The 20,616-nt window shown below is 66.7% G+C and carries 24 protein-coding genes and 3 pseudogenes; 12 read left to right on the forward strand and 15 right to left on the reverse strand.

Annotated elements, in window-relative coordinates; all coding sequences use genetic code 11:
* Positions 1 to 10: 10 nt before the first annotated feature.
* The gene (locus tag ACFVJ3_RS20420; protein ID WP_378453749.1) at positions 11 to 691 is read right to left on the reverse strand and encodes a TetR family transcriptional regulator; all 681 of its coding nucleotides are present in this window, start codon (positions 689 to 691) and stop codon (positions 11 to 13) included.
* Between the two features lie 735 nt (positions 692 to 1,426).
* On the opposite strand from ACFVJ3_RS20420, the gene ACFVJ3_RS20425 reads away from it, so the two are divergent.
* Positions 1,427 to 1,702 (forward strand): hypothetical protein, encoded by a 276-nt coding sequence (locus ACFVJ3_RS20425; RefSeq protein WP_378453870.1) that lies wholly within the window; start codon positions 1,427 to 1,429, stop codon positions 1,700 to 1,702.
* A 158-nt stretch (positions 1,703 to 1,860) separates the two neighbouring features.
* Complete coding sequence (locus ACFVJ3_RS20430; RefSeq protein WP_378453750.1) at positions 1,861 to 2,544, forward strand: TetR/AcrR family transcriptional regulator; 684 nt, start codon at positions 1,861 to 1,863, stop codon at positions 2,542 to 2,544.
* A 479-nt stretch (positions 2,545 to 3,023) separates the two neighbouring features.
* Here the strand turns inward: ACFVJ3_RS20430 and gvpO are convergent.
* From gvpO to ACFVJ3_RS20460, 6 genes and pseudogenes are all read right to left on the reverse strand, one after another.
* Positions 3,024 to 3,155: pseudogene (gvpO, locus tag ACFVJ3_RS20435) on the reverse strand (gas vesicle protein GvpO); the annotation flags it as partial.
* 27 nt (positions 3,156 to 3,182) lie between these two features.
* Positions 3,183 to 3,971: a GvpL/GvpF family gas vesicle protein gene (locus ACFVJ3_RS20440; RefSeq protein WP_378453751.1), complete on the reverse strand. Its 789-nt coding sequence runs from the start codon at positions 3,969 to 3,971 to the stop codon at positions 3,183 to 3,185.
* A complete protein-coding gene (gene gvpJ / locus ACFVJ3_RS20445; protein ID WP_378453752.1) occupies positions 3,971 to 4,345 on the reverse strand; it encodes a gas vesicle protein GvpJ in 375 nt (124 codons plus the stop codon). Before gvpJ ends, ACFVJ3_RS20440 begins: the two co-directional genes overlap by 1 nt.
* Positions 4,342 to 5,565, reverse strand: coding sequence for an SRPBCC family protein (locus tag ACFVJ3_RS20450; protein WP_378453753.1), 1,224 nt, complete (start codon positions 5,563 to 5,565; stop codon positions 4,342 to 4,344). Before ACFVJ3_RS20450 ends, gvpJ begins: the two co-directional genes overlap by 4 nt.
* A 5-nt stretch (positions 5,566 to 5,570) precedes the next feature.
* The gene (locus ACFVJ3_RS20455; protein WP_378453754.1) at positions 5,571 to 6,281 is read right to left on the reverse strand and encodes a hypothetical protein; all 711 of its coding nucleotides are present in this window, start codon (positions 6,279 to 6,281) and stop codon (positions 5,571 to 5,573) included.
* Positions 6,282 to 6,689: 408 nt separating this feature from the next.
* Positions 6,690 to 6,989: a hypothetical protein gene (locus ACFVJ3_RS20460; RefSeq protein ID WP_378453755.1), complete on the reverse strand. Its 300-nt coding sequence runs from the start codon at positions 6,987 to 6,989 to the stop codon at positions 6,690 to 6,692.
* 61 nt (positions 6,990 to 7,050) lie between these two features.
* On the opposite strand from ACFVJ3_RS20460, the gene ACFVJ3_RS20465 reads away from it, so the two are divergent.
* From ACFVJ3_RS20465 to ACFVJ3_RS20485, 5 genes are all read left to right on the forward strand, one after another.
* Complete coding sequence (locus ACFVJ3_RS20465) at positions 7,051 to 7,650, forward strand: hypothetical protein (protein WP_378453756.1); 600 nt, start codon at positions 7,051 to 7,053, stop codon at positions 7,648 to 7,650.
* A 586-nt stretch (positions 7,651 to 8,236) separates the two neighbouring features.
* Entirely contained in the window at positions 8,237 to 9,139 is a 903-nt protein-coding gene (locus tag ACFVJ3_RS20470) for a Rieske 2Fe-2S domain-containing protein (RefSeq protein ID WP_378453757.1), read from the forward strand.
* A 165-nt stretch (positions 9,140 to 9,304) separates the two neighbouring features.
* Entirely contained in the window at positions 9,305 to 9,805 is a 501-nt protein-coding gene (locus ACFVJ3_RS20475) for a hemerythrin domain-containing protein (protein WP_378453758.1), read from the forward strand.
* A gap of 26 nt (positions 9,806 to 9,831) precedes the next feature.
* On the forward strand, positions 9,832 to 10,089 hold the full coding sequence (locus ACFVJ3_RS20480; protein WP_378453759.1) for a hypothetical protein: 258 nt from the start codon (positions 9,832 to 9,834) through the stop codon (positions 10,087 to 10,089).
* Positions 10,089 to 10,424, forward strand: a complete 336-nt coding sequence (locus tag ACFVJ3_RS20485; protein WP_378453760.1) for a hypothetical protein — start codon at positions 10,089 to 10,091, stop codon at positions 10,422 to 10,424. Before ACFVJ3_RS20480 ends, ACFVJ3_RS20485 begins: the two co-directional genes overlap by 1 nt.
* 369 nt (positions 10,425 to 10,793) lie before the next feature.
* Here the strand turns inward: ACFVJ3_RS20485 and ACFVJ3_RS20490 are convergent, their stop codons facing one another.
* The gene (locus ACFVJ3_RS20490) at positions 10,794 to 11,051 is read right to left on the reverse strand and encodes a Rho termination factor N-terminal domain-containing protein (RefSeq protein ID WP_378453761.1); all 258 of its coding nucleotides are present in this window, start codon (positions 11,049 to 11,051) and stop codon (positions 10,794 to 10,796) included.
* A gap of 104 nt (positions 11,052 to 11,155) precedes the next feature.
* Between ACFVJ3_RS20490 and ACFVJ3_RS20495 the strand changes: the two genes are divergently transcribed.
* The gene (locus ACFVJ3_RS20495) at positions 11,156 to 11,476 is read left to right on the forward strand and encodes a hypothetical protein (RefSeq protein ID WP_378453762.1); all 321 of its coding nucleotides are present in this window, start codon (positions 11,156 to 11,158) and stop codon (positions 11,474 to 11,476) included.
* Positions 11,477 to 11,615: 139 nt separating this feature from the next.
* Here the strand turns inward: ACFVJ3_RS20495 and ACFVJ3_RS20500 are convergent.
* Positions 11,616 to 11,847: pseudogene (locus tag ACFVJ3_RS20500) on the reverse strand (hypothetical protein); the annotation flags it as partial.
* 106 nt (positions 11,848 to 11,953) lie between these two features.
* Here ACFVJ3_RS20500 and ACFVJ3_RS20505 point away from each other — a divergent pair.
* Both ACFVJ3_RS20505 and ACFVJ3_RS20510 read left to right on the forward strand, forming a co-directional pair.
* On the forward strand, positions 11,954 to 12,445 hold the full coding sequence (locus ACFVJ3_RS20505) for a DUF6328 family protein (protein ID WP_378453763.1): 492 nt from the start codon (positions 11,954 to 11,956) through the stop codon (positions 12,443 to 12,445).
* A gap of 113 nt (positions 12,446 to 12,558) precedes the next feature.
* Positions 12,559 to 13,047, forward strand: a complete 489-nt coding sequence (locus ACFVJ3_RS20510; RefSeq protein WP_378453764.1) for a hypothetical protein — start codon at positions 12,559 to 12,561, stop codon at positions 13,045 to 13,047.
* A gap of 93 nt (positions 13,048 to 13,140) precedes the next feature.
* Here the strand turns inward: ACFVJ3_RS20510 and ACFVJ3_RS20515 are convergent, their stop codons facing one another.
* The 5 genes and pseudogenes from ACFVJ3_RS20515 to ACFVJ3_RS20535 all read right to left on the reverse strand — a co-directional run bounded on the left by ACFVJ3_RS20515 (position 13,141) and on the right by ACFVJ3_RS20535 (position 18,130).
* A complete protein-coding gene (locus ACFVJ3_RS20515) occupies positions 13,141 to 13,824 on the reverse strand; it encodes a PAS and ANTAR domain-containing protein (RefSeq protein WP_378453765.1) in 684 nt (227 codons plus the stop codon).
* A 156-nt stretch (positions 13,825 to 13,980) separates the two neighbouring features.
* Positions 13,981 to 14,926: pseudogene (locus ACFVJ3_RS20520) on the reverse strand (aminotransferase class I/II-fold pyridoxal phosphate-dependent enzyme); the annotation flags it as partial.
* 114 nt (positions 14,927 to 15,040) lie between these two features.
* On the reverse strand, positions 15,041 to 16,252 hold the full coding sequence (locus ACFVJ3_RS20525; protein WP_378453766.1) for a CoA transferase: 1,212 nt from the start codon (positions 16,250 to 16,252) through the stop codon (positions 15,041 to 15,043).
* A 25-nt stretch (positions 16,253 to 16,277) separates the two neighbouring features.
* On the reverse strand, positions 16,278 to 17,285 hold the full coding sequence (locus ACFVJ3_RS20530; protein ID WP_378453767.1) for a MaoC family dehydratase: 1,008 nt from the start codon (positions 17,283 to 17,285) through the stop codon (positions 16,278 to 16,280).
* On the reverse strand, positions 17,282 to 18,130 hold the full coding sequence (locus tag ACFVJ3_RS20535; RefSeq protein ID WP_378453768.1) for an HpcH/HpaI aldolase/citrate lyase family protein: 849 nt from the start codon (positions 18,128 to 18,130) through the stop codon (positions 17,282 to 17,284). Before ACFVJ3_RS20535 ends, ACFVJ3_RS20530 begins: the two co-directional genes overlap by 4 nt.
* 180 nt (positions 18,131 to 18,310) lie before the next feature.
* Between ACFVJ3_RS20535 and ACFVJ3_RS20540 the strand changes: the two genes are divergently transcribed.
* On the forward strand, positions 18,311 to 19,462 hold the full coding sequence (locus ACFVJ3_RS20540) for an acyl-CoA dehydrogenase family protein (RefSeq protein WP_378453769.1): 1,152 nt from the start codon (positions 18,311 to 18,313) through the stop codon (positions 19,460 to 19,462).
* Positions 19,463 to 19,493: 31 nt separating this feature from the next.
* Positions 19,494 to 20,246, forward strand: a complete 753-nt coding sequence (locus ACFVJ3_RS20545) for a GntR family transcriptional regulator (protein WP_378453770.1) — start codon at positions 19,494 to 19,496, stop codon at positions 20,244 to 20,246.
* 29 nt (positions 20,247 to 20,275) lie between these two features.
* Here ACFVJ3_RS20545 and ACFVJ3_RS20550 read toward each other — a convergent pair whose 3' ends face one another.
* Positions 20,276 to 20,614, reverse strand: coding sequence for a winged helix-turn-helix transcriptional regulator (locus tag ACFVJ3_RS20550; RefSeq protein ID WP_378453771.1), 339 nt, complete (start codon positions 20,612 to 20,614; stop codon positions 20,276 to 20,278).
* Positions 20,615 to 20,616 lie beyond the last annotated feature (2 nt).

Consider the following 20,616-nt stretch of genomic DNA (forward strand, 5'->3'; position numbering starts at 1 on the left):
ATGACCGGGGTCAGGATCCACCCGGTGTGTCTCCGGTGGGCGTGGCGACTGGGGTGCGGCGTTGCGCGAAGCGCAGGAAGTACGTTCCGTCCACCGGGGTGGTCAGCGCGGGCAGCAGCACCCGCCAACTCTCATCCACCTGGCGGGCCCCCGCGTCGAGGATGCCGGTCGCCGTGGCGTGCAGTTGGGCGCCGTAGGCAACTGCGACGAGTACCTCGGCGACCTCACCCGGATCGAGGTCCGCCCGGATGTCTCCCTCGGCGATGGCTCGCTCCACCAAGCCGCGGTACGTCTCAGTCCAGGTATGGATGGTCGAGGTCGCGGTATGAAAGCGGCCGCTGCTGTCGCCCATCTCGCGGACCAGTCGGAACGCGGCCCGCACCATCGCCTCACCTCGTCCCATATCCGCCAGGGTGTAGGAGAGCTCAATGAGCGCTTCGACGGCACGAGTATGGCGGCGCATCTGCTGGGTACGGAGATGGTCCATTCGGTTCATGCCCTCGGAAATGACCGCGCCGGCGAGATCCGGTTTCGATGAGAAATGGTGGTACACGGCGCCTTTGCCGACGCCCGACTGCCCGATGATCATCTCCAACGTCGTGCGTACATATCCGTGCCGGTCGAATTCTTCGGCCGCACGTTGCAATACGCTGTTTCGGGTGCCACGAGATCGTTGTTGAATGACGATCACCGCTCCTTCTCCGCAGGGCCACTTTCGCCGGTAATGTACCGCGATATTGCAAGTGCCAGGCGAATATGCGCCGGGCAGCGGGCGCGCCGGGAATAATTCTTTGGTTTCGGTGATAAAGCGTTCCTCGTGGTGGTGGCTCGGCCCCCACCTGGTGAGTCGAGCCACCGCCGTTCCAGGGCGTATACGGCGATCAGCCGATGCCGATGCCGCCGCCGAATGTCACGCTGAGCCATTTCAGGAACGCATCGAATGCGACCGAAAAGTCATATACCTGCAGAACCCATGAACCCTTCACTCCTCTTACCTGTTGTCGTTTACGAGATCACCGATCCCGCTTACCTGCATATCGCATCGAGGTACCCTAGGCGTTTCACAAAACCTGAAATTAGACACCCTCTCAAACTGAACGAAAGACCAATTCGATTTGGACGACTGATCAAAATGTGAAATGGACGACTGATCAAAATGTGTGAAAATTCCCGGGGTGATTCAGGGCCGGGGGGAGGGGTCGATCCGGCGTGACGTGGCGTGGCGCCCCGGCGACTCGTGCCGCGCCGCAGCCGCCCGAGCACCACACCGTGGGGTGCCGGATCCGCTCCCGCGATCGGATGGGCCTTCGCCGCCGCGCAACAATATGCGCCCCCGCGGCGATACACCCGCGGGCGGGGCCCGTAGGGGGCACCGATCGCGTCAGCGGCGGACGCCCAGCAAACAAGGAAAGATCGAGTGCCCGGTATGAACATGTCCTGGATGGTCACGGTGCTGGCTGCCACACTGATCGTGGTCGCTGCGTCTTTCGCCGCGGCGGTCACCGCCGACGCGGCGTCGCGCAAGCAGATGGCGGAACAGGCCGATCAGGCTGCATCCGGCCCGCGGTCACAGGTGCTCACCGGCGAGCAGGTGCACAAGGGGCGGGATTGGCACCGGGTCGCGATACGGGTGTGGACGATCTGTGTCGCCGCCTCTCTCAGCGCGGTCGCGTTCATCGGGGTGCTGATCATCTTGGGATGAGGATCAGCTCGCGGCCCCACGTCCCGAGGGTTGAGATGGGCGGATCGGAAGCCGCACAGGTCGCCCGAACACCCCCGGGCCCCGAGTTCCACACATCCTTGCTCGGAATGCGGGCTCGCACACCCACCGGCCCACGGTCTAGCGCTTACGCTCAATCGATGGCGAAGAAGCTCCCCGCGGATGAGCGCCGCGCCCAGATCCTCGATGCGGCGTTGACGATCGCAGCCGAGCAGGGCGTCGCCGCGCTGACCATGCGCCCGCTCGCCACCGCCGCCGGGGTCTCCCTCGGGGTGGTGCACTACCACTTCCACGACAAGGACACCCTCCTCACCCACCTCGGGCAAACCCAGATCCTGCACGTCAACGACGCGATGCGGTCGGCGTTCGAGCAGTACACCGAACCCGCCGGCCTGACCGGAATTCCGGCGCTCGAGGACCTACTGCGCGCCGGAATCCGCGGACTCTGGCCGATCATCGAATCCACCCCCAATCACCAACTGCTGACCTACGAGATCACCGCCCACGCGCTACGCCAACGCAGCGCTGGCAACCTCTCGGCCGGTGCGATCGCGCAGCAGCAATATCGCACAATGGACGCCGAAGCCGTCGCGTTCCTCGACCTGTGCGCGACCCGAGCCGAAGTCAGCTGGACCACCCCGATCGATCAGGTCGCCCGGTTCGTGCTCACGTGCATGAACGGGCTGGTGCTGCGCTGGCTGGTCGACCGGGACGCCGACGCCGCCCTGACCGCCCTCGACGATCTCGTGCAGATCATCACCACCAAGGCAACCTCGGGCCGCGCACCGGCCGACCACAAACCAAACGACTCGGTGCCGAGGTAGGGAAGGGCAACCCCCGGAAGAGGCGGGGAGTGCCGGGGCGCCGGCGTCCTCACTAATTCCATGCTGTTGCCGCAAAGGAGCTCGGGCATCCAAAACTTCGATATGGGGCGTACCCGTACAGCTGCGAGGCAAGACCCGAGTATCGGTACCTGCGTGCGTAGGGACTTCGTCGACACGCGCCTCGCCCGGGCGCCCGGAAACAGTGGTTTCGGGGAGTCGCCGGCACCCTGGTAACGGCCACCGTCGCCCCCGCGTACTCCCAGGCCGGACGGGTACCCGAACCCCGGCGGGTAACCACCCTCCCGCCCGCCCTTTCATGATTGTTGCTATGCGCAACGCAACATTTCCGGCGGCTCCGTGACCCCGCCGGGGGGTTCGATCCGGCGGGGTACCGGGCCACCGCGCCGGGTGGGCGCGGCAACACCATTCAACGGTAACCGTGTCGTGGGCAGTTCCGGTTCGAGGCGGTGTCCCCGCGTGCCGGGGCTGTAGCGGCGAGTTCTGCGGTAGGACAATAACTCTCTGTCCAGATTCAGCACCACCTCGTACAGGGCGAGCACGTCGGTCGAGGACGGAATGCGTCGATCCTCGATCACTTCCACTTCGACGGTCGGGCGTCCTCCGACTGTCCCGTCGCCTCAGCCCTCCGGCGTCTGGGCCATCACGAAGTCGTAGACGGCGAGCGGTCCGAGCAGCCGCATTTCGACCCGGCCGTCCCACTGCTCCGCCAACGCTCCCACCGCCTGCTCGAGCTCGTCCTGCCGGGCGACCTCGACGAGGACCGCCACTTGCGCGGCATCCTCCTCATGTGTGGGTTCGCGGACGTTGACCGAGTCGGCCAGCGAGTCGAGTGCCTCGACCACCGTGGCCGTATCTTCCTCTCGCTTCGCGACGATGGCGTTGGCCACGATCTCGCCGAGGGCCATCCGGGCGTCGCGGGTGGTGGCCTCCGGCTGGTCGCGGATCGTGTCGCGCAGTGCGCTGGCCTGCTCGTTCTCGCCGATCACTTCCCACAGGATTGCGTGTTCGACGTAGCGGCCCTTCACCACGTATTGGGCCTTACCCTCGAGTTGCTCCATTGCGGCGGCGAACTCGTCGGCGTGCGCGGTGAGCAGTTCGTCCTTCACCGCGTCGGAGTTGGTCAGGACCGCCCCGAACCGCAGGGGAAGTACCGGTGCCACCCGCGCGGTGCCGTCCAGCAGGTGCGCGTGGGCCTGGAGGTCCGCGGGTTTGCCGAGCGGCCGGTCCACCGATATTTCGCTCACCAACGCCGCGATGTCGCCGTGTCTGATGATGCTCACCTGTGAGTCGTCGACGCCGACGGCGTCGTCTTCGGTCTCCACGTCCGCGGGGACGATGCCGTAGACGTAGACGCCGGTGGTACGCGGCTGGTCGGGCGCATCGGTGGCCTGGTTCGATGTGGACATCATCTGTCCCCTCTGCTGGATTTACGCGTCTCCCGCTCGCGCTCGGGCTCCTCTTGTCCGCCGCCGAGGAGGTCACCGAGTTTCTCACCCGCGGACTCGAGTGCGCCCTTGGTCTTCGATTTGGCACCACCTTCGGTGACGTCGCCCACCAGATCGGTCAGGCCCTTGGGTTCGCTGCCGATCTCGAGTCGGTTCACCGCCTCGGCGAACCGCAGATACGTGTCGACGCTGGCGACGACGATGCGGGCGTCGATGGTCAGCAGTTCGATCCCGACCAGCGAGACCCGCACGTACGCGTCGATGACCAGGCCCTTGTCGAGGATGGTGTCGATGACATCGGCGAGGCTGCTCGAGCTGGGCCCGCCGGTGGTCATCGGCGGGCTCCTCGCTTCGAGCCGGCGGACTTTGTGGCCGCGGTCTTGCGTGGGCGGCTACGGCGTGCCGATGCAGTGTCCTCACTCGCGGCCGCGGACTTGCGCGGTCGGCCGCGGCGTTTCGGCGGAGGCGCCTCGTCCTCCTCGGCCTCCTCGTCGACCGCTTCCTCACCCTCGCCCTCGTCGTCCTCTACTGCTTCCTCGTCCGCGGGCTCCTCGTTCTCGTCTGTTTCCTCCGGCTCCTCGGTTTCGTCCTCGTCTGTTTCCTCCGGCTCCTCGGTTTCGTCCTCGTCTGTTTCGGCGGGCTCCTCGGTTTCGTCCTCTTCGCCCTCGTCCAATTGCGCTTCGTCCTGCTCGTCTTCCGGTTCTGCTTCGTCGGGCTCGACTACCTGGCCGTCCCGGATTTCTCCGCGCCAGCCCTCCAACTCGTCAGGATGGAGGATTGTCTGCGTCATCACGTGGCGTCCGAAGTGCTTCAACTCCAACCGTGCTCGTCGTCCCTGTGCACGCCAGAGGTTTCCCGTCTTCTCGAACAACCCCTTCGGGTGATACTCGAGTATCAGAACGATGCGGGTGAGATCGGGGGTCACCTCATGGAACGTCACCGCACCGTCGATGAAACCCTTAGCCCCCTTCGAGCGCCACACGATCCGCTCATCGGGAACCTGCTCGAGGATCGTCGCTTCCCAGGTTCGGTGCGACAAGAAGATCTGCGCCTTCCACTCGAGCTTCTCGTCCGATTCCTGTTCGACCCGTTCGACCTTCTTCATGAACGACGGAAAGTCGGCGAATTGGGTCCATTGGTTGTAGGCCAGCTCAACCGGAACCCCGACATCGATCATTTCGACGATGTTGGTCAACTTCAGCTTCTTGCCTTTTCCGCCACCGCCACCGGTGACCGCCTCTTTGAGGTCGGACGCCTTGTCCTTGACCATCTGCTTGGCGCCCTCCCAGCCGCCACCGGTGTCGGACTTGTCCGGCGACTCATTGTCATCCGATTTCTCGGAACCGGTGAGCGCGGCGAGCAGCCCCCCGTCGCCGCCACCCTCGGCGTACTCGGTGAGCCGTCCCGAGGCGTTCGACACCTTGTCCGAGACCGACGACAGTGCCTTATCGGCGACCGTCCCGATCAGCTGCTGGACCGCGTCCTGCAGCACACTCGACGCGCCGTGCCCGTCGCCCGGCACGGCCTCTTGTAGTTTCTTTGCGGCGTTCGTCATCGCCATCACCTCCGTGCCCGTCGGACGGGCGCAGAGTCCGTCGTGGCCTTGGCCCGTGCCCTGCGTTTGCGGGCAGGAGCCTCTTCGTCGTCTTCGTCTGACTTCGCGGTCCGCGACCTGCTGGCGGGCCGGGTGCTGCCGGTGTTCGAGACCCGGCGGCGCGGCGTGGGCCGCTTACGTGGGGCCGGTTCCTCGTCGGCCTCGTCGTCGTCCGGCTCCTCGGCCGTAGCCTCGTCCTCGTCCTGCTCCTCGTAGTCGTCGGCCTCATCTTCGTCGCCGGCGTAGTCGTCCTCCGGCTGTTCGTCGGTGCCGGCCTGCTCGTCGTCGTCCCGCGAACGAGTGCGCTTCTTGCGGCCGAATCTGCTCACCTTGGTGACATCAGTGACGTTGTCCGTGGCATCGCTGACGGTGCCCGTGATCTCCTGGCCGCCCAATTGGAGCCGGTTGCTCAGCGAGTCGATGCGCTGGCTGGCAGCGGTGACCGCTGCGGCCTTCGCCGCCCCGAGAAGCTCACCCCGGACCGACTCACCGAGTTTGGCGACCTCCGGGGAATTCGCGAGCATCTTTGTGCCGAGTGTGAGCAGCTCCCGCGGCCCGCCGCGAAAGCGCCCGGTCGTCCCGGCCCCGGCGAGCATCAGTGCCAGCTTCATCCGGCGGGTGCGGCCCAGCAGATAGCCCGCACCGATCGCGGCCGCCATCTGAGTCTTGTTGTTCATCATTGAACCCCTTCTACCGAGTAATCACCACGCACCTCTCGCCAACCTCGGCGATGTGTCGCAGGACCGTTTTCGGCGATGTGTCGCAAGACCGTGCGTGGTAGGGGTGCGCATTTTCGACTACCCCAACCCGGCAACGCTCAATCACCAGCACAAACACCACCCCGGCCGACCTCACGGACGCCCTGTTTCTCCGTCCACTTACCCGCACCGACTGTCCGAACCGAGACGCCCGCGCACGCAAAGACTTTTCGGAGACGTTGCCGTGCAACGAATCAAGCACTTTCACGGCGGTTCTGCGAGGGTTCGGCGAGCAACGGAAGATCGCTGGTGATCAATGGTTGCGCAATGCCGCGATGATTTTTTTCTTGTGGGACGTCCTATACCGCTGCCCGCCCGTCGATCAGATCAGCCTGCGGCGGCCCGCACCGCCGCGACGATCGCCATGACAAGGAGGGCCAGCAACAGGACCACGAGCAGTACCGGCCCGAGCAGGAGTCCGAGGATCAGTAGGAGAATCAGGGCAACCTTGGCCTTGCCGCTCAATCCGGACACCAGACCCTTGATCGAGGCCCACACAGGATTCTTACCTGTCAGGGCGGCCCGAACGCCCTCGAGTCCTGCTGTCATGCCCACCCCGCCGTGCGCGACCTCGTCGACGAGGGGGTTCATCCACTCCTCGATCTTCTGCTTAACCTTTTCCGTCACCCTGGCGCCGCGGTCTCGCACCGTCTCCTGGAGTCGGTGAAGGTGGGCTTTCAGCCATTCGATGGCGGCCTCGACCGACCGCGACACCCGCCTCCAGGTGGTGTCGGCAGGCCCGCCGCGTTCGGTGTCCTTCGCTGACGAGTCCGGTCGGCGTGCGCGATTCGGTGCGGTGGACCGCGGGTGCGCGGCCGTGCTGGACCGCTCACCTCGGGGATGTGTGCAAGCCGCCGGCTTCGCGGTGGTAGCACGCCCGGAGGGCGCGGCGCTGTCGGCTCGCCGCCGCCGGGGTGTGCCCGAGGATGATTCGCCGGTGACGTCCGTTCGCCTCGGTCGCGGCGTCGGTTCCGCCCGCCCCGGGCTGCTGCGCCGCGAGGTGGCTCCGGTCGATGTCGCGGCCGCCGGCCGCCGGCGCGGCAGCCGCCCCGTCGCGGTTGTGGCGGTCGCCGCGAACCTTTTCGCCGATGTCCGGGCCGTCGGCTTGGTTTTGGCAGTCGCAGTCGGGCTGTCACCGCCGGTGGTCTTGCCGCTGCCGACCGGGCCGCCACGGTGCGATGCGACCGATGTCCGGCCGCCCGTTCTCGCTCGTGCACCCATACACCAAAAATACACCCACGAGGTGCACCGACACGCCCTCGCCGCCGCTATTCGACGGCCTGTATAGGGTGGTGCCCGGTACCACGGGCTCCCGCAGCGTGGGTGCCTCCCTCGCCCACACGCTGTTCGGCTTTTCAGCTCAGGGGAGGGTTCCCAAACCCGACAGGTGTGTCCCCGTGCGAAAATCCGACGGAACAGGCCGTCGAGGAGCGTCAGCCGATTCGTTGTGGGAGCACTATCCCACTCCGCATCGGCCGCCGCCGTAGTCGTAGCACCGTGTCTGTTGCGCGGCGCCACTGTCGATTTCGGCATGGATCGGTGTGTTGGATGCGGGGGTGGCGGGTAAGCGGTCGTCATGAGCGATCCGGGTCGCGTACGGACTCCGGTTCACCTGAGACGGCCACCGCCCGCCGCCGGCTCACCTCGCTCCGGGCGGATGATCACCCAGGATGAGGGGCCGTCGCCGATCGCGTCGTCCCGAAGAGCCCGGACGACGCCCTGGCCGCATTTCTCCGCCGGCAAAAGTGAACGAGGCATCCGGAGTCCGGGATTCTGATCCCATCCATGAGGGTGTGGTTTGCGCCGGACAACATCGGGGCATTCGCGCCGGAGCGGTCCGAAAGGTGTTCGAATCGAAGGAATATAGGAATTTGGTGAACGTGAATCTGCTCGAGCGAAGTGTGCGTCGGCTCGAACACGCTCACGCATTGGATCGCCCTGCCGGCGCGGTAGTGAATACGATCAACAAGTGGCTTCCGCCGGGCCGGGTGAAGGATGCGTTGTCCGGCACCGATCTGGGGCACCCTCTGCATCCACTCCTGGTCACCGTTCCTATCGGCGCGTGGGCCAGCGCCGGCTTCCTCGATGCGCTCGGCGGCCGGGGGGCGCGGCCCGCCGCGACGAAACTCGTGGGGCTGGGTGCTCTCGCCGCCGTGCCTGCCACTCTCACAGGCGCCTCGGACTGGACCGACACACTCGGCGCCGAACGCCGGATCGGCGCAGTCCACGCGGTCTCGAACTATGCAGCCATTGCCGCGTATCTGGCGTCGTGGACCGCCCGACGTCGGGGCCGTCACGGTGTCGGCATCGGTCTGTCGGCAGCGGGGGCAGGACTGCTCGGAGTCAGCGGCTGGCTCGGTGGCCATCTGTCTTATGCCGCCGGGGTCGGGGTCGACACCACCGCGTTCTCCACCCTCCCCTCGGACTGGACGGACGCGGCCCCGGAAACGGCCCTGACCGGGAAGGAAATGGTCGCCGTGCTGGTCGGTACCGTGTCGGTGCTGCTGGTGAACCGCTCAGGCACCGTCGTCGCGCTGAGCAACCGCTGCACCCACCGGGGTGCTCCACTAAACGACGGCTCCTTCCACGACGGGTGCATCGAATGCCCCTGGCACGGGAGCCGCTTCCGCGTCGCGGACGGTCAGGTACTGCGAGGTCCAGCGACCCGACCGCAGCAGGTGTATGAGACACGCGTCCGGGACGGACGAATCCAGGTCCGGCAGCAGGACGAGCAGCGGACGCTCCGCACCAACCCCGTTGCCAGCGGCAATGACTGACGGCACGGCAATCTGTCACGATCCGACGGGCACGCCGTGAATCAGGCCGGACCCGTGTTAGCGATGGCGGTCAGTGGGTAAATCGTTTGTGACCACGACTCAGCACTGGCGTGTGCACTGTGACCGGCGATGCGCACGTCACCCCGAACCAAGTAGGAGGTACTCATGTCGACTGATGCGATCGTGCTCCTGAAGAACGACCACAAGGAGATCCGGAAACTGTTCCGTGATTTCCGCGGTGCGGGATCAGGTGCGGAGGTGGAGAAGGGCCGCATCGTGAACAAGATCATCGAGGCTCTGACGGTACACACCTACATCGAGAACGAGGGCATGTACCCGAAGGTGCGTGAGCTCGCCCCGGACCTCGAGGACGACATCCTCGAATCATACGAAGAGCACCATGTCGCGGACGTGCTGGTCGTCGAGCTGGCAGCGATGAAGCCGGGGGACGAGCGCTTCGACGCGAAAACCACCGTGCTGATCGAGAACGTCGAACACCACATCGAAGAGGAAGAGCAGGAGTGGTTCCCGAAGGTGCGAGAAGAGCTGGGACGTAAGAAACTCCAGGAGATCGGTGAACGGCTGCTCGAATTGAAGGAGAAGGCGCCCACCTCTCCCGCACAGCCCTCCGCCCTGAAGAAGACGGTCGACGCGGTGATCAAATAGGGGCGATCGCGTGTTGGGCGGGGACCGTGAATCTGACCGGTCGGGCTGTGGGTGCGGCTCGGGCGGTGTTCGTCCAGGCACCGTTTCAGGCGTTCGCAGCGCTGCGGGGTGGTGTTCGGGTCTTCCATCCGCGTGGCATGGTCGCCGCCGGGCACATCGAATTCGACAACCCGTGGTGGACGCTGCCGACGGGAACACCGATCAACGTGATGGCGAGGCTGTCCGGCGGAGTGGGAACACCGAGGGGTGTGCCCGACGTGTTGGGGCTCGCTACAGCAGCCTGATGCCGTATTCGTCGAACGGGACGAACACCAGATGGGTCCTTGCCGTTCCCGTCGGCACACATCCGACGTCGACCTCGCTGGACGCGCTGCGCGACGCGATCACTCACGCGCCACTGACGTTTCGGCTCGAGCTGGTTTCGTTGACCGGTTCGCCCGTTCCCGCCGGGCAGGTGACGCTGACGCACGTGGAGGATCTGCCGGACGACGAGCAACCGACCTTCGACCCGGTACTCAACCGTTCACCGCGGTTGGCGCTGCGTCCCGAGTGGCTCGCCGGGGTGCGGGTCGGAGCATATCGGGGAAGTCGCCGCGGCCGCGGGGACCCGACCCTGTAGCCCCCCGTCTCCGAGTTTCGGGGACCGTCTGCGTGTGCTGGCGGCCGGCCCGGCAGTACGCGCAGATTTTCGCAGGCGATGGTCGAGCAGATCACCACCCGATCGCCGGGAGTGAAGCCGCGCACGGCGGCCCTACGTCCTCGACGACGCCGACGCCCTCATGGCCGCCGATGGTTCCTTCCTTCATTCCAGGCATGTACCGTGCCACACGAGTGCATTTACCAGCGCTCCCTTTCGTCAGTGATTTCTGGACCCGGGTACCCGACGGCAACCGTTTGGTACGAAACAATCTGCGCCCGGATCGGTACCACCGAAACAGGAGTCAGCCCGCGCGCGGCCGGTGCAGGCTCCGACGTGAGTTGGAGGGCATCAGTGGTTGCACAGCGCTTTGATCAATTCACCTTTGCGCTTGGATGAATAGCCGGACAAACCAACCTCTTTCGCCTTCTTCTTCAACTCGTCAACGGTCCAGTCCTCGTACGATGACGACTTGCCGCCCTTACGGCCGGTACTGGACCGGCCACGATTGGCGGCCGAATTCGCGATCCGCGCCGCCTTCTCTTTCGACGCACCGTCCTTCCGTACTTCCTGGTACACCTTCTCGTCCTTGATCGATGACCGCGGCATGGTGCCCTCCTCGCTTCGATGCTGCTCACCGGGTACCCGAATCCGCCCGTTGTCGGTCGGTGTGCTCGATATCGGTTCCAGTTCGGCTCAACTGCAGATCGTGCATGCCGCCCCGGGAGCGCCGCCGCTTCCTGTCCATGGCGGTCAAGGCTGCGATTCTCGGTGAATCCGTCGGACGGGACCAGTTCCTGGACGCCGGTCTCGATCGGGTCTGTCGGGCGGTCACCCACACGTTGGATGCGGCGCATCGGTACGAAGTGGCGCAGCTTTACCCCTTCGTCGCGGCCGCTATCCGAGACGCCGCGAATCGGGACAGCGTGCTCGACCCCATCGAGCGGGAATGCGGTGTCCGACCGCCGACACGAGCGACGTCCAACGCACACAGCGCCTCCTGGACCGCTCCTACCGCGAGAGCAGCCGGATGACTGCGCGTTCGACGACAGCCCGCTCGGCTTCCTCGGAGCGCGAGCGCTGTGCGCGGGCGAGTGCGGATGCGATGGTGTGATCCGACTCGTACGCGGCGAGTACCCGCGGGTCCACATACGACGCGCAGTCGCTCTGCCATCGTGAGGACGCGCCCGAACTTCTCTTCGTCGCGTTCGTGGCGCCACTGGTCGTGGTAGAGGTACTGGCGTCGGCCGGCGGCGTCGACCCCGACAGCCTGGATATGCCCGTTCGGGTGAGGGCTGATCCACACCCGTCGCCACGCCGGTGGGATGACGAGGGCCTCGATGCGTGCCCGGTGTGTTCGGATCGCTGTGCCGCAACCGCATTCGGTTCGCCTCTCGCGGCGGATGGCGCCGAACGGCGTGCGCCCGCACCGCCGTCGGGTGCCAGCTCGCGTCTACACACCGGCGGCAGTTGGGGGTTCCATCGACCCTAAGATCGGGTACTTCCTGAGCATGGACACCGCAGATGGTCGGGACGACGCCGCATGGAACCGCAGGGTCCGCGACGAAACCGAAACCCAGCGACTCGACCGCAACTGGAGCAACCTGCTGCAGGAACTGCGCGTGGTGCAGACGGGTGTCCAGCTCCTGACCGGATTCCTGCTGACCCTGCCGTTCCAGCAGCGTTTCGAGGAACTGTCGGACGCGCAGGAGGTGATCTATCTCGTGACCGTCGCCCTCTCCGTCACCGCGACGATGATGCTGGTCGCGCTGGTCGGCGTACACCGGCTGCTGTTCCGGCAGCATGCCCTTCCCACGCTCGTCGCGACCGGACAGCGACTGGCGATCTGCGGCATCGCCGTGCTGGGTTTCGCCCTCGTCGGCGTGGTTCTGCTGATCTTCAGCTTCGTGGTCAACTTGCCCACCGGGATCATCGCGGCCGCAGTGGCAATGCTGATGTTCTTCAGTTTCTGGATCCTGCCCTCGCTGCCGAACCGGACATGAGTGGCGGTCGCAAAATCACCGGCACCGGCGGCGCGAGCGAACGATCGCCGGAACAACCCGGCACCGTATGAGGCGGGTGGGTTGTGGGTCCCCGGCGCCGGGCACTCTCCAGTATGGGATCGAACGCACGCCGCCCCACCAGCTCTTCGGCCGCAGCTCTCGGCGGTCGGCTGGTGCAATTGGTTGGCGACCGTGACGCGGCCCGAGTCTCGTGCGAGATATCCCGGCTGTGCGCCGAGCCGCACCCCGTCGGAGGCCGGCCGGTATACGGCGATGTGCTCGCGTGGGTCGTCGATGCGATTGTCGGCGTGGTGAGCGCGCGCCTGGGCGCCGCGGGTCCAGGGGAGAGATTCATCCTCGACCTCCGCTTCACGGACGGGCGGTACGTCGACGTCGACGCCTTGCCGGCATCGGCGCGTTGGGTGCTGCGGACGGTGTCGGCGTTCCTCGCCGAGGATGTCGCGGAGGGGGAGCGGTCGCTCACCGCCGCCGAGCAATTCGACCTCACCATGCGAGCGGAGACCCTGGCCGACGCGATCATCTGGCTCGACTTCGTTCTCGATGTCGACCTTCCCGACCCGCCCGACGTCACCACCGCATAGGGAGGGTCCCTTTGTCGGGAGGCGGAGCTTGGTGCTGCGGGTGTCTCGGACCGAGGTTCCGCAGGGCGAACTCCCAACGCGAGGGACCGCCGATCAGTCCTGTGCCCCCGACTGTTCGTCGGAGTGCTCGTGCGCGGTCAGGAGTAGGTGGTCGAACCGGGCGCGAAACGACTCGGGGAGGATCGCCTCTCCGGCGAGGGCGTCGACGAAGCGCTCGGCGAGGATGCGGAGCTTGGTGTTGGTCTGCTGTGAGCGCCAGGTGAGGATGCCGAAGGCCCGTTCCGAGGTGATGCCGTAAACGAGCATGAGTGCACCCTTCGCCTGCTCGATCACCGCCCGCGATTGTTCGAGTCCGGCGACCGCCTCGGTGAGCGCCGCGTTGAATTCGCGGAGGTCGGTCTCCAATGATTCGGTGACGTCGATGTAATACCCGGATGTGCCGATGACCTTGTCGTTCTCGTCGAACATTCGATCGCCGACCACGATGACGTGGTGGATACGGCGGTCGGTGTCGATGATGCGGTGCTTGCTGCTGAACGGCTCACCGGCGTGGATCATCTTGTCGAAGAGTGCAGCGACCTGCGCTTGATCGTCGGGATGTTTGTGGGACAGCAGAAGCTCGGTGGTGGGGGTGATTTCGCCCGGTTGGTAGCCGTGCATGCGGGCGACGGGATCCGACCATTCCCAGCGCTCGCCGTCGAGGTAGAACCGGAAACTTCCGCCCTGTGGGGGTGCGTTCGAGCCGAGGAGCTCATCACTGTCCACAGCTACACCCACTGCCCTCTTTGCTCGAGCACCCTCGTCTCGATGCCATTGCCACAGTATGCCGAGCACTCACATCGCAATGCGTAGAAATAGTCGATAACAGCGGACAACGGCCAGAGGACCGTTGCGTCCGGCGAGGATCAGCGGCTGCGGATGTGCACGGTCAGCAGCAGGGATGCGCCGGTGGTCGGACATACCGACGTCCTGCTGACAGTGGCCGCGCAGCCAGTCGGCGCACTGGTATCCGGTCGCGCCGGTCTCGCTCACGTCGATCAGGATGCAGGCGGTCCAGGTCGTGGGAAGCCTCCTTGCCCAGCAGGCGGTTGGGGCTGGTGGTCATCAGCAGATCGGCGCACGCGGACAGGTGGGCACCGTCTACGAGATCACCTTGGACATGAAACACCGATCCCTGCTCGAACCCGGCACCTATCTTGTGGACACTGACGACGCAGACGTCCGCGCCCGCGTCCATCGCCCAGGTCGGCAGGTCGTCGTGGAAGGGCAGATGCGCTCCCCGGGCCTCGTCGATGATCAGGGGTTTGCCCCGCTCGTGACACACGCCGGCGATCGCGGCGATGTCGGCGCAGGTGCCGTAGGGGCTGGGACTGACGACGATGGCGCCGCCGGCATCGGGGTGTTGCTCCCAGGCGGTGCGCACCTGCTCCGGGGACGGCGGGTGGGAGAAATGCATCTCTTCGTCCCACCGAGGGGTGATCCACCGCGGCGTGACCCTGCTGAAGATCAGGCCGGCGACGATCGATTTGTGCGAATCGCGGCCGACGAGCAGGCCGCCCGGGTGGTTACCGGCCACGGCCATCATCGCTGTTTTCACCGACAGTGAGCTTCCGCAGGTGGAGAAGAACGCCTGATCGGCCCCCACCGCTTCGGCCATGAGGTCTTCGGCGTCGGCGAGATTGCGGTTGCTCGAGGTGCGGTCGTCCAAACCGGAGGAGGCGAGTACGTCGGAACGGAATGGGTCGATCCCGAGCACCTCTGTGACGCGTCCGTCGGCGCCGCGGCCCAGCCGGTGCCCGGGTGGGGTGTGGTCTGTACGGACGTGCGAGCACTCGACGAGTGGATGCCCGCGTACCAGCCGCTGAGGCGGCACGTGCATCTATTGGATCAGTGCACGGAATCCACACCGGCCCGGTGTACGAACTCGGGTAACGCCGGTCTCACGAGCGACGCTGCGGAACGAAGCTTTCCGCAGCGTCGCATGGTCAACGCGTCACTTCCCGCCGACGATGCCGCTGTCGAGGAGTTTGGCGATGTCGGAGTCGGAGCTGCCGAGGAGGTCACGGAGCACGCTGCCGGTGTCGTCGCCGACCGCGGAGGCGGGTGCCACCGTGGCGTGGTGGCCGTCGAACGACGCGGGGTGCCCGGCGGCGAGGTAGGTGCCGATCCGTGGCTGATCGAGAGGGGTGAACATCGGGTTGTTCTCGAGTTCACCGGATTTCACGACTTCCTCGAAGGTGCGATAACGCTCGGCGAGCACGGACGTCTTCGAGAGCGCCTCGGCCACTTCGGCCGCGGTGTGTTCGCGGAACCAGCGGGCGAACAGGGCGGTGAGGACGTCGCGGTGGGTGAAGCGATCGGTGTCGCGGGCGAAGTCCGCGTCGAGTGCGGTGGCGAGTGCCTCCACGGCGGCGGTGGTTCCGGTGACGGCGACCAGGTCACGGAAGTGCCGGGGGGTGAGGGCGACGATCATGAATCGGGCGCCGTCGCTGGTGGTGAAATCCGTTCCGTACGTGCCGTAGACGGAGTTTCCGGTCGCCGGCCTGCCGGTGCCGTTGATCTGGACTTCGGTGAGGTAGCCGAGCGTGCCTGCGGTGGCCAGCGCGACGTCCTCGAGCGGCAGGCGGATGTGGGTGCCCTCGCCGGTGGCGTCGCGGTGCCGGACGGCGGCGGCGACGGCCAGCGCGGCGTACAGCCCGCACACCACGTCCCACGCGGGGAGAACGTGGTTGACGACGCCGGCATGATCGGTGGGCCCGGTGATGGACGGGAAGCCGAGCCCCGCATTGACGGTGTAGTCGACGGCGGGGGAACCGTCGGTGCCACCGAGGACTTCGAGGGTGATGAGGTCGGAGCGCAGAGCGCTGAGCGCGTCGTGGGCGAGCCAGTCACGACCACCGGCGTTGGTGACGAGGATTCCGCCACCCGCACCGGGGGCCGCGACCAGTTGCTGGACGAGCTGCTGCCCCTCGGGACTGCGCATGTCGACGGAGACGGACCGCTTGCCGCGGTTGAGGCCGGTCCAGTAGATGCTCTCGCCGTCACTCGTGACCGGCCAGCGTTTGTAGCAGGCGGAGCCGCCGATGGGGTCGATCCGGATCACCTCGGCCCCCAGCTGAGACAGCGTCAGCCCGCACAGGGGCGACGCGACGAAGCTGGAGACCTCGACGATCCGAAGTCCGGCGAGGGGAGTGTGGGCAGTCACGAGAGAAGCTCCTTGAGGGTGGAGGTCAGGCCATGAGGGCGGTGAAGCGCCAGTCGAGGACGGGGACGTCGGACGCTGCGGCGTTGTGCGCGAACACGAGTGAACGCAGATGCAGTACGCCGCCACCACCGGGCAACGGCTCGGCGCTCTCGATCTCGAGTTCGCTGGTGAGGGTGTCGCCCTCGTGGACGGGACCGGTGTGGTCGCAGGACTTCCAGCCCAGGACCGTGACGAGGTTGGGCAGGGCGCGCGTGGCCTGCCCGAGTGCGATGCCGATGGTGTGCCCGCCGTAGACGAGCCGTCCGTCGGCGCCGACCCGTTCGTCGTGATGGGTGGCCGCGATGTTGAGGGTGAGGCGCGCCAGTTCGGGGGCGCTCGAGACCACGTCGCCGCTGCTCCGCAGGACGGTGCCGGCGAGGTCGGCCGAGAAGTGCTGTCCGGGAACCTTGTCGCGGTAGCGGGCGAGGTCCCAGCCCTCGGGTGCGGCGAAGGACTGCTCGGTCTGCGGACCGATCGCGGACAGGTCGTCGGACTTGCGGACGCGGTCCTCGTCGGGGTTCTCGCTCAGCGGGAGCATCGCGCAGCGGTAGAAGTCGAGGACGGTGCGGCCGTCCTGGTCGGTGGACGTCATCCGGAGTGCCGCCAGCCCGGTGGGTTTGCGTCCGGGTTTCGCCGAATTCTCGCGCAGGCCCACTACTTCGGTGCGGGTGTACAGGGTGTCGCCGAGATGGGGGAAGTGGTGGAAGCGGAGGCCGCGGTAGAATAGGTTGGCCTTCACGTGGTGCGTGGCGAGCGTGGACTGTCCGATGGCGACGTCACAGATGAGGCCGGGATTCGCCACGGCGTCGCCGGATCCGGTGACGGCCCGGGACAGGTGCGCGTCGAGGGGCAGCCGCAGGCGGTCGCCGAGGATGGCTTGATGGGCGGCGGCGAGGCCGCTGGTCAGGGTGACGGCGGGGGCGGTGTCGAACACCTGCCCCACCTCGAGTTCGTCGAAGTACGGTCCACCGACGTACGTCTGCGTGATCGTCACTGTGCACCTACCTGGGCGAGGACGCGTCGTGCGGCCACCGCGACGGCCTCGTCGAGCATCTGCCCGTCGAGTTGCGCCGCCCCGCTGCCCGCGGCCTCGGCGGCGGCGAGTGCGTCGATCACGCGGCGCGCGTCCTCGACTGCGGTGTCGGTGGGGGTGAAGGCCGAAGCGGCCGACTCGACCTGTGCGGGATGGATGACCCATTTCCCGTCGAACCCGAGCGCGCTGGTCCAGGCGGCCGAGTGACGGAAGGCGTCGTCGTCGGCGATACCGAGGAACGGGCCGTCGATCGCCTGGATGCCGGCGGCGCGGGCGGCGACGAGGACGCCGTCCTGGATCGCGAGCCAGTGCTCGGGGAGGGCGGAGCGGAACCGGCCGAGGGCAGCCCCGAGGTCGGCGTAGCCGATGACGACGGACTCGAGCCGGGCGACGGCGCGGGTGATGTCGCCGATGTTCTGGACCCCGACCGGAGTCTCGACGAGAGCTTGCAACCCGATGTCCGTGCCGGCGAGCGCTTGATCGGCGCGAGCGAGATCCTGCGCTGTCTCAGTCTTGGGAACCACGATGCTCGTGAGCGCGTCGCCGAGGGAAGCGCACAGGGCGAGGTCGTCCTCGGCCCACGGTGTGGTCAGCGCATTGATGCGGACCGAGACGGCCCGGGAGCCGTCGGACTCGCGCACGAGCCGGCGCACGAGGTCGCGGGCGTCGGCCTTCCTGGCCGCGGCGACGGCGTCCTCGAGGTCGAGGACCACCTCGTCGGCAGTCGACCGGAGCGCCTTGACGGCCTTGCGCTCGTCGGATCCGGGGGCTACCAGAACGGCGCGCCTGCGGGTGAGGTTCTGCACGATGCTTCATTCCTAGGGTCCGGGAGCCCGGGTCGGGCTGATATGTACGGCCAGCCCGGTAGGGCTGCGCTGCTGATGCTGGCAGCGGCGCAGCCGTCATGTCAAGACCGATCGTTGACTTTAGGCAGACATTGTCGGATTATGGCCGTACAAATGTTGTGGAAAGCGTGAGGTGGATTCATGGGCAAGCTGAACGAGGAAGAGGCGTACCTGGTCGAGACGGTGCGCGCCTTCATCGACCGCGACGTGAAGCCGACGGTGCAGGCGGTGGAACACGCCAACGAGTACCCCGAGAAGTGGATCGAGCAGATGAAGCAGATCGGGATCTACGGTCTGGCGGTCCCGGAGGAGTACGGCGGATCGCCGGTGTCGATGCCCTGCTACGCACAGGTCACCCAGGAACTAGCCCGTGGGTGGATGAGCCTGGCCGGGGCGATGGGCGGGCACACCGTCGTCGCGAAGCTGCTGTCGCTGTACGGCACCGAGGAGCAGAAGCAGCAGTACCTGCCGAAGATGGCGACCGGCGAGATCCGGGCCACCATGGCGCTGACCGAGCCCGGTGGCGGGTCGGATCTGCAGGCCATGTCGACCAACGCCAAGACCGACGGCGACGACCTGGTGATCACCGGCTCGAAGACGTGGATCTCCAACGCCCGCCGGTCCGGCCTGATCGCGCTGCTGTGCAAGACCGATCCGAGCGCGACCCCCAAGCACAAGGGCATCTCGATCGTCCTGGTCGAACACGGTCCCGGCCTGACGGTGTCGCGGGATCTGCCCAAGCTCGGCTACAAGGGCGTCGAGACGTGTGAGCTGTCGTTCGACAACTACCGCGTCCCGGCCTCGGCGATTCTCGGCGGCAACCCGGGCAAGGGTTTCGGTCAGATGATGAAGGGCCTCGAGACCGGGCGCATCCAGGTCGCCTGCCGGGCGCTGGGTGTGGCCACGGCGGCGCTCGAGGATTCCCTCGCCTACGCGCAGCAGCGGGAGAGCTTCGGCAAGCCGATCTGGAAGCACCAGTCGATCGGCAACTACCTGGCCGACATGGCGACCAAGCTGACCGCGGCGCGGCAGCTGACCTGGCACGCGGCCGAGCAGTACGACAGCGGCGACCGGTGCGACATGGAGGCCGGCATGGCCAAGCTGTACGCCTCCGAGGTCGCCATGGACATCGCCCTGAACGCGGTGCGGATCCACGGCGGCTACGGCTATTCCACCGAGTACGACGTCGAACGGTACTTCCGGGACGCCCCGCTGATGATCGTCGGCGAGGGCACCAACGAGATCCAGCGCAACGTCATCGTCTCGCAACTCGTGTCGCGGGGCGGTCTGTAGTCCGGCAACCTGCACGTAGGATCGGTGCGCGATGAACGGTAGGGAACGAGAACGAGAGACGGAGCCGGCGTACCAGCTGGTGTCGAAGCAGCTCCGTGAGCACATAGCCGCGGGCAAGTACCGCGGCGGCCTCAAGCTCCCCACCGAATTCGAGCTCGCGGAACAGCACGGCGTGAGCCGGCAGACCGTACGACGCGCATTCCAGGACCTGGTAGCCGAGGGCATCGTCTACCGGGTCCCGGGACGTGGGACGTTCGCAGCGGAATCCGACGGCCGATACCTGCGTCAGCTGGGGTCGATCGAGGATCTGATGAATCTGTCCACCGACACCACCATGGAGGTGGTCTCACCCCTGCGCCGCCGGGTCGACATCGAGGCCGCGAGCAGGCTCCGCCTCGACACCGACCTCGTCCACACGGTCGTGTTCCGGCGTCGCCACGACGACACACCGTTCGTGCTGACCACCGTGTACCTTCCCGACGAGATCGCCCGCCTCGTCGTCGACGCACCCGAGATGTCCGCGGGCGCCGTCAGTTCGTACACGATCATCGGTCTGCTGGAGCCGCACCTGCGGAGCCCCATCGTCGAGGCGGCGCAATCGATCACCGTCGCGCCCGCCCCCGGTGACGTGGCCCGGGAACTCGGCTGCCCCGAGGGTCATTCGATGCTGCGGGTGGACCGCCTGTATTCCGATTCGGAGGGGCGGACCGTCGAGCTGGCGGTCAGCTACTTCCTGCCCGAGCACTACACCTATCGCGTGACCCTGCGGCGCGGCGGACGCTGACCGTCCGCGTCCTCGTCGCCTGAATCTGGCTAGGCCAGCAGGTTTTCGCGCGCCCAGGCCGTCAGGGCGTTCAGGGACGGCAACAGCGCCCGGCCCGCCGGGGTGAGCTCGTACGCGACCGAGACCGGTGGGCCCTCCTCCACCGAGCGCAGGACGAGTCCGGCCGAGGCCAGTTCGGCGAGCCGGTCGGACAGCACCGAATCGCTGATACCGCCCACTCCGCGGCGTAGCTCGGAGAACGTGGACGGTCCCTCCATCAGCACGCCCAGGATCACGCCGTTCCAGCGCTTGCCGAGAAACGTGAAGGCGCGTGCGAGTGCCGCGTCGCAGGCGCGGGGTTCGTGCGTCACTTCGCCTTCGTCAGCCACCC

The organism is Rhodococcus sp. NPDC127593, from assembly GCF_042671975.1.
Classification (GTDB): Bacteria; Actinomycetota; Actinomycetes; order Mycobacteriales; family Mycobacteriaceae; genus Rhodococcus_F.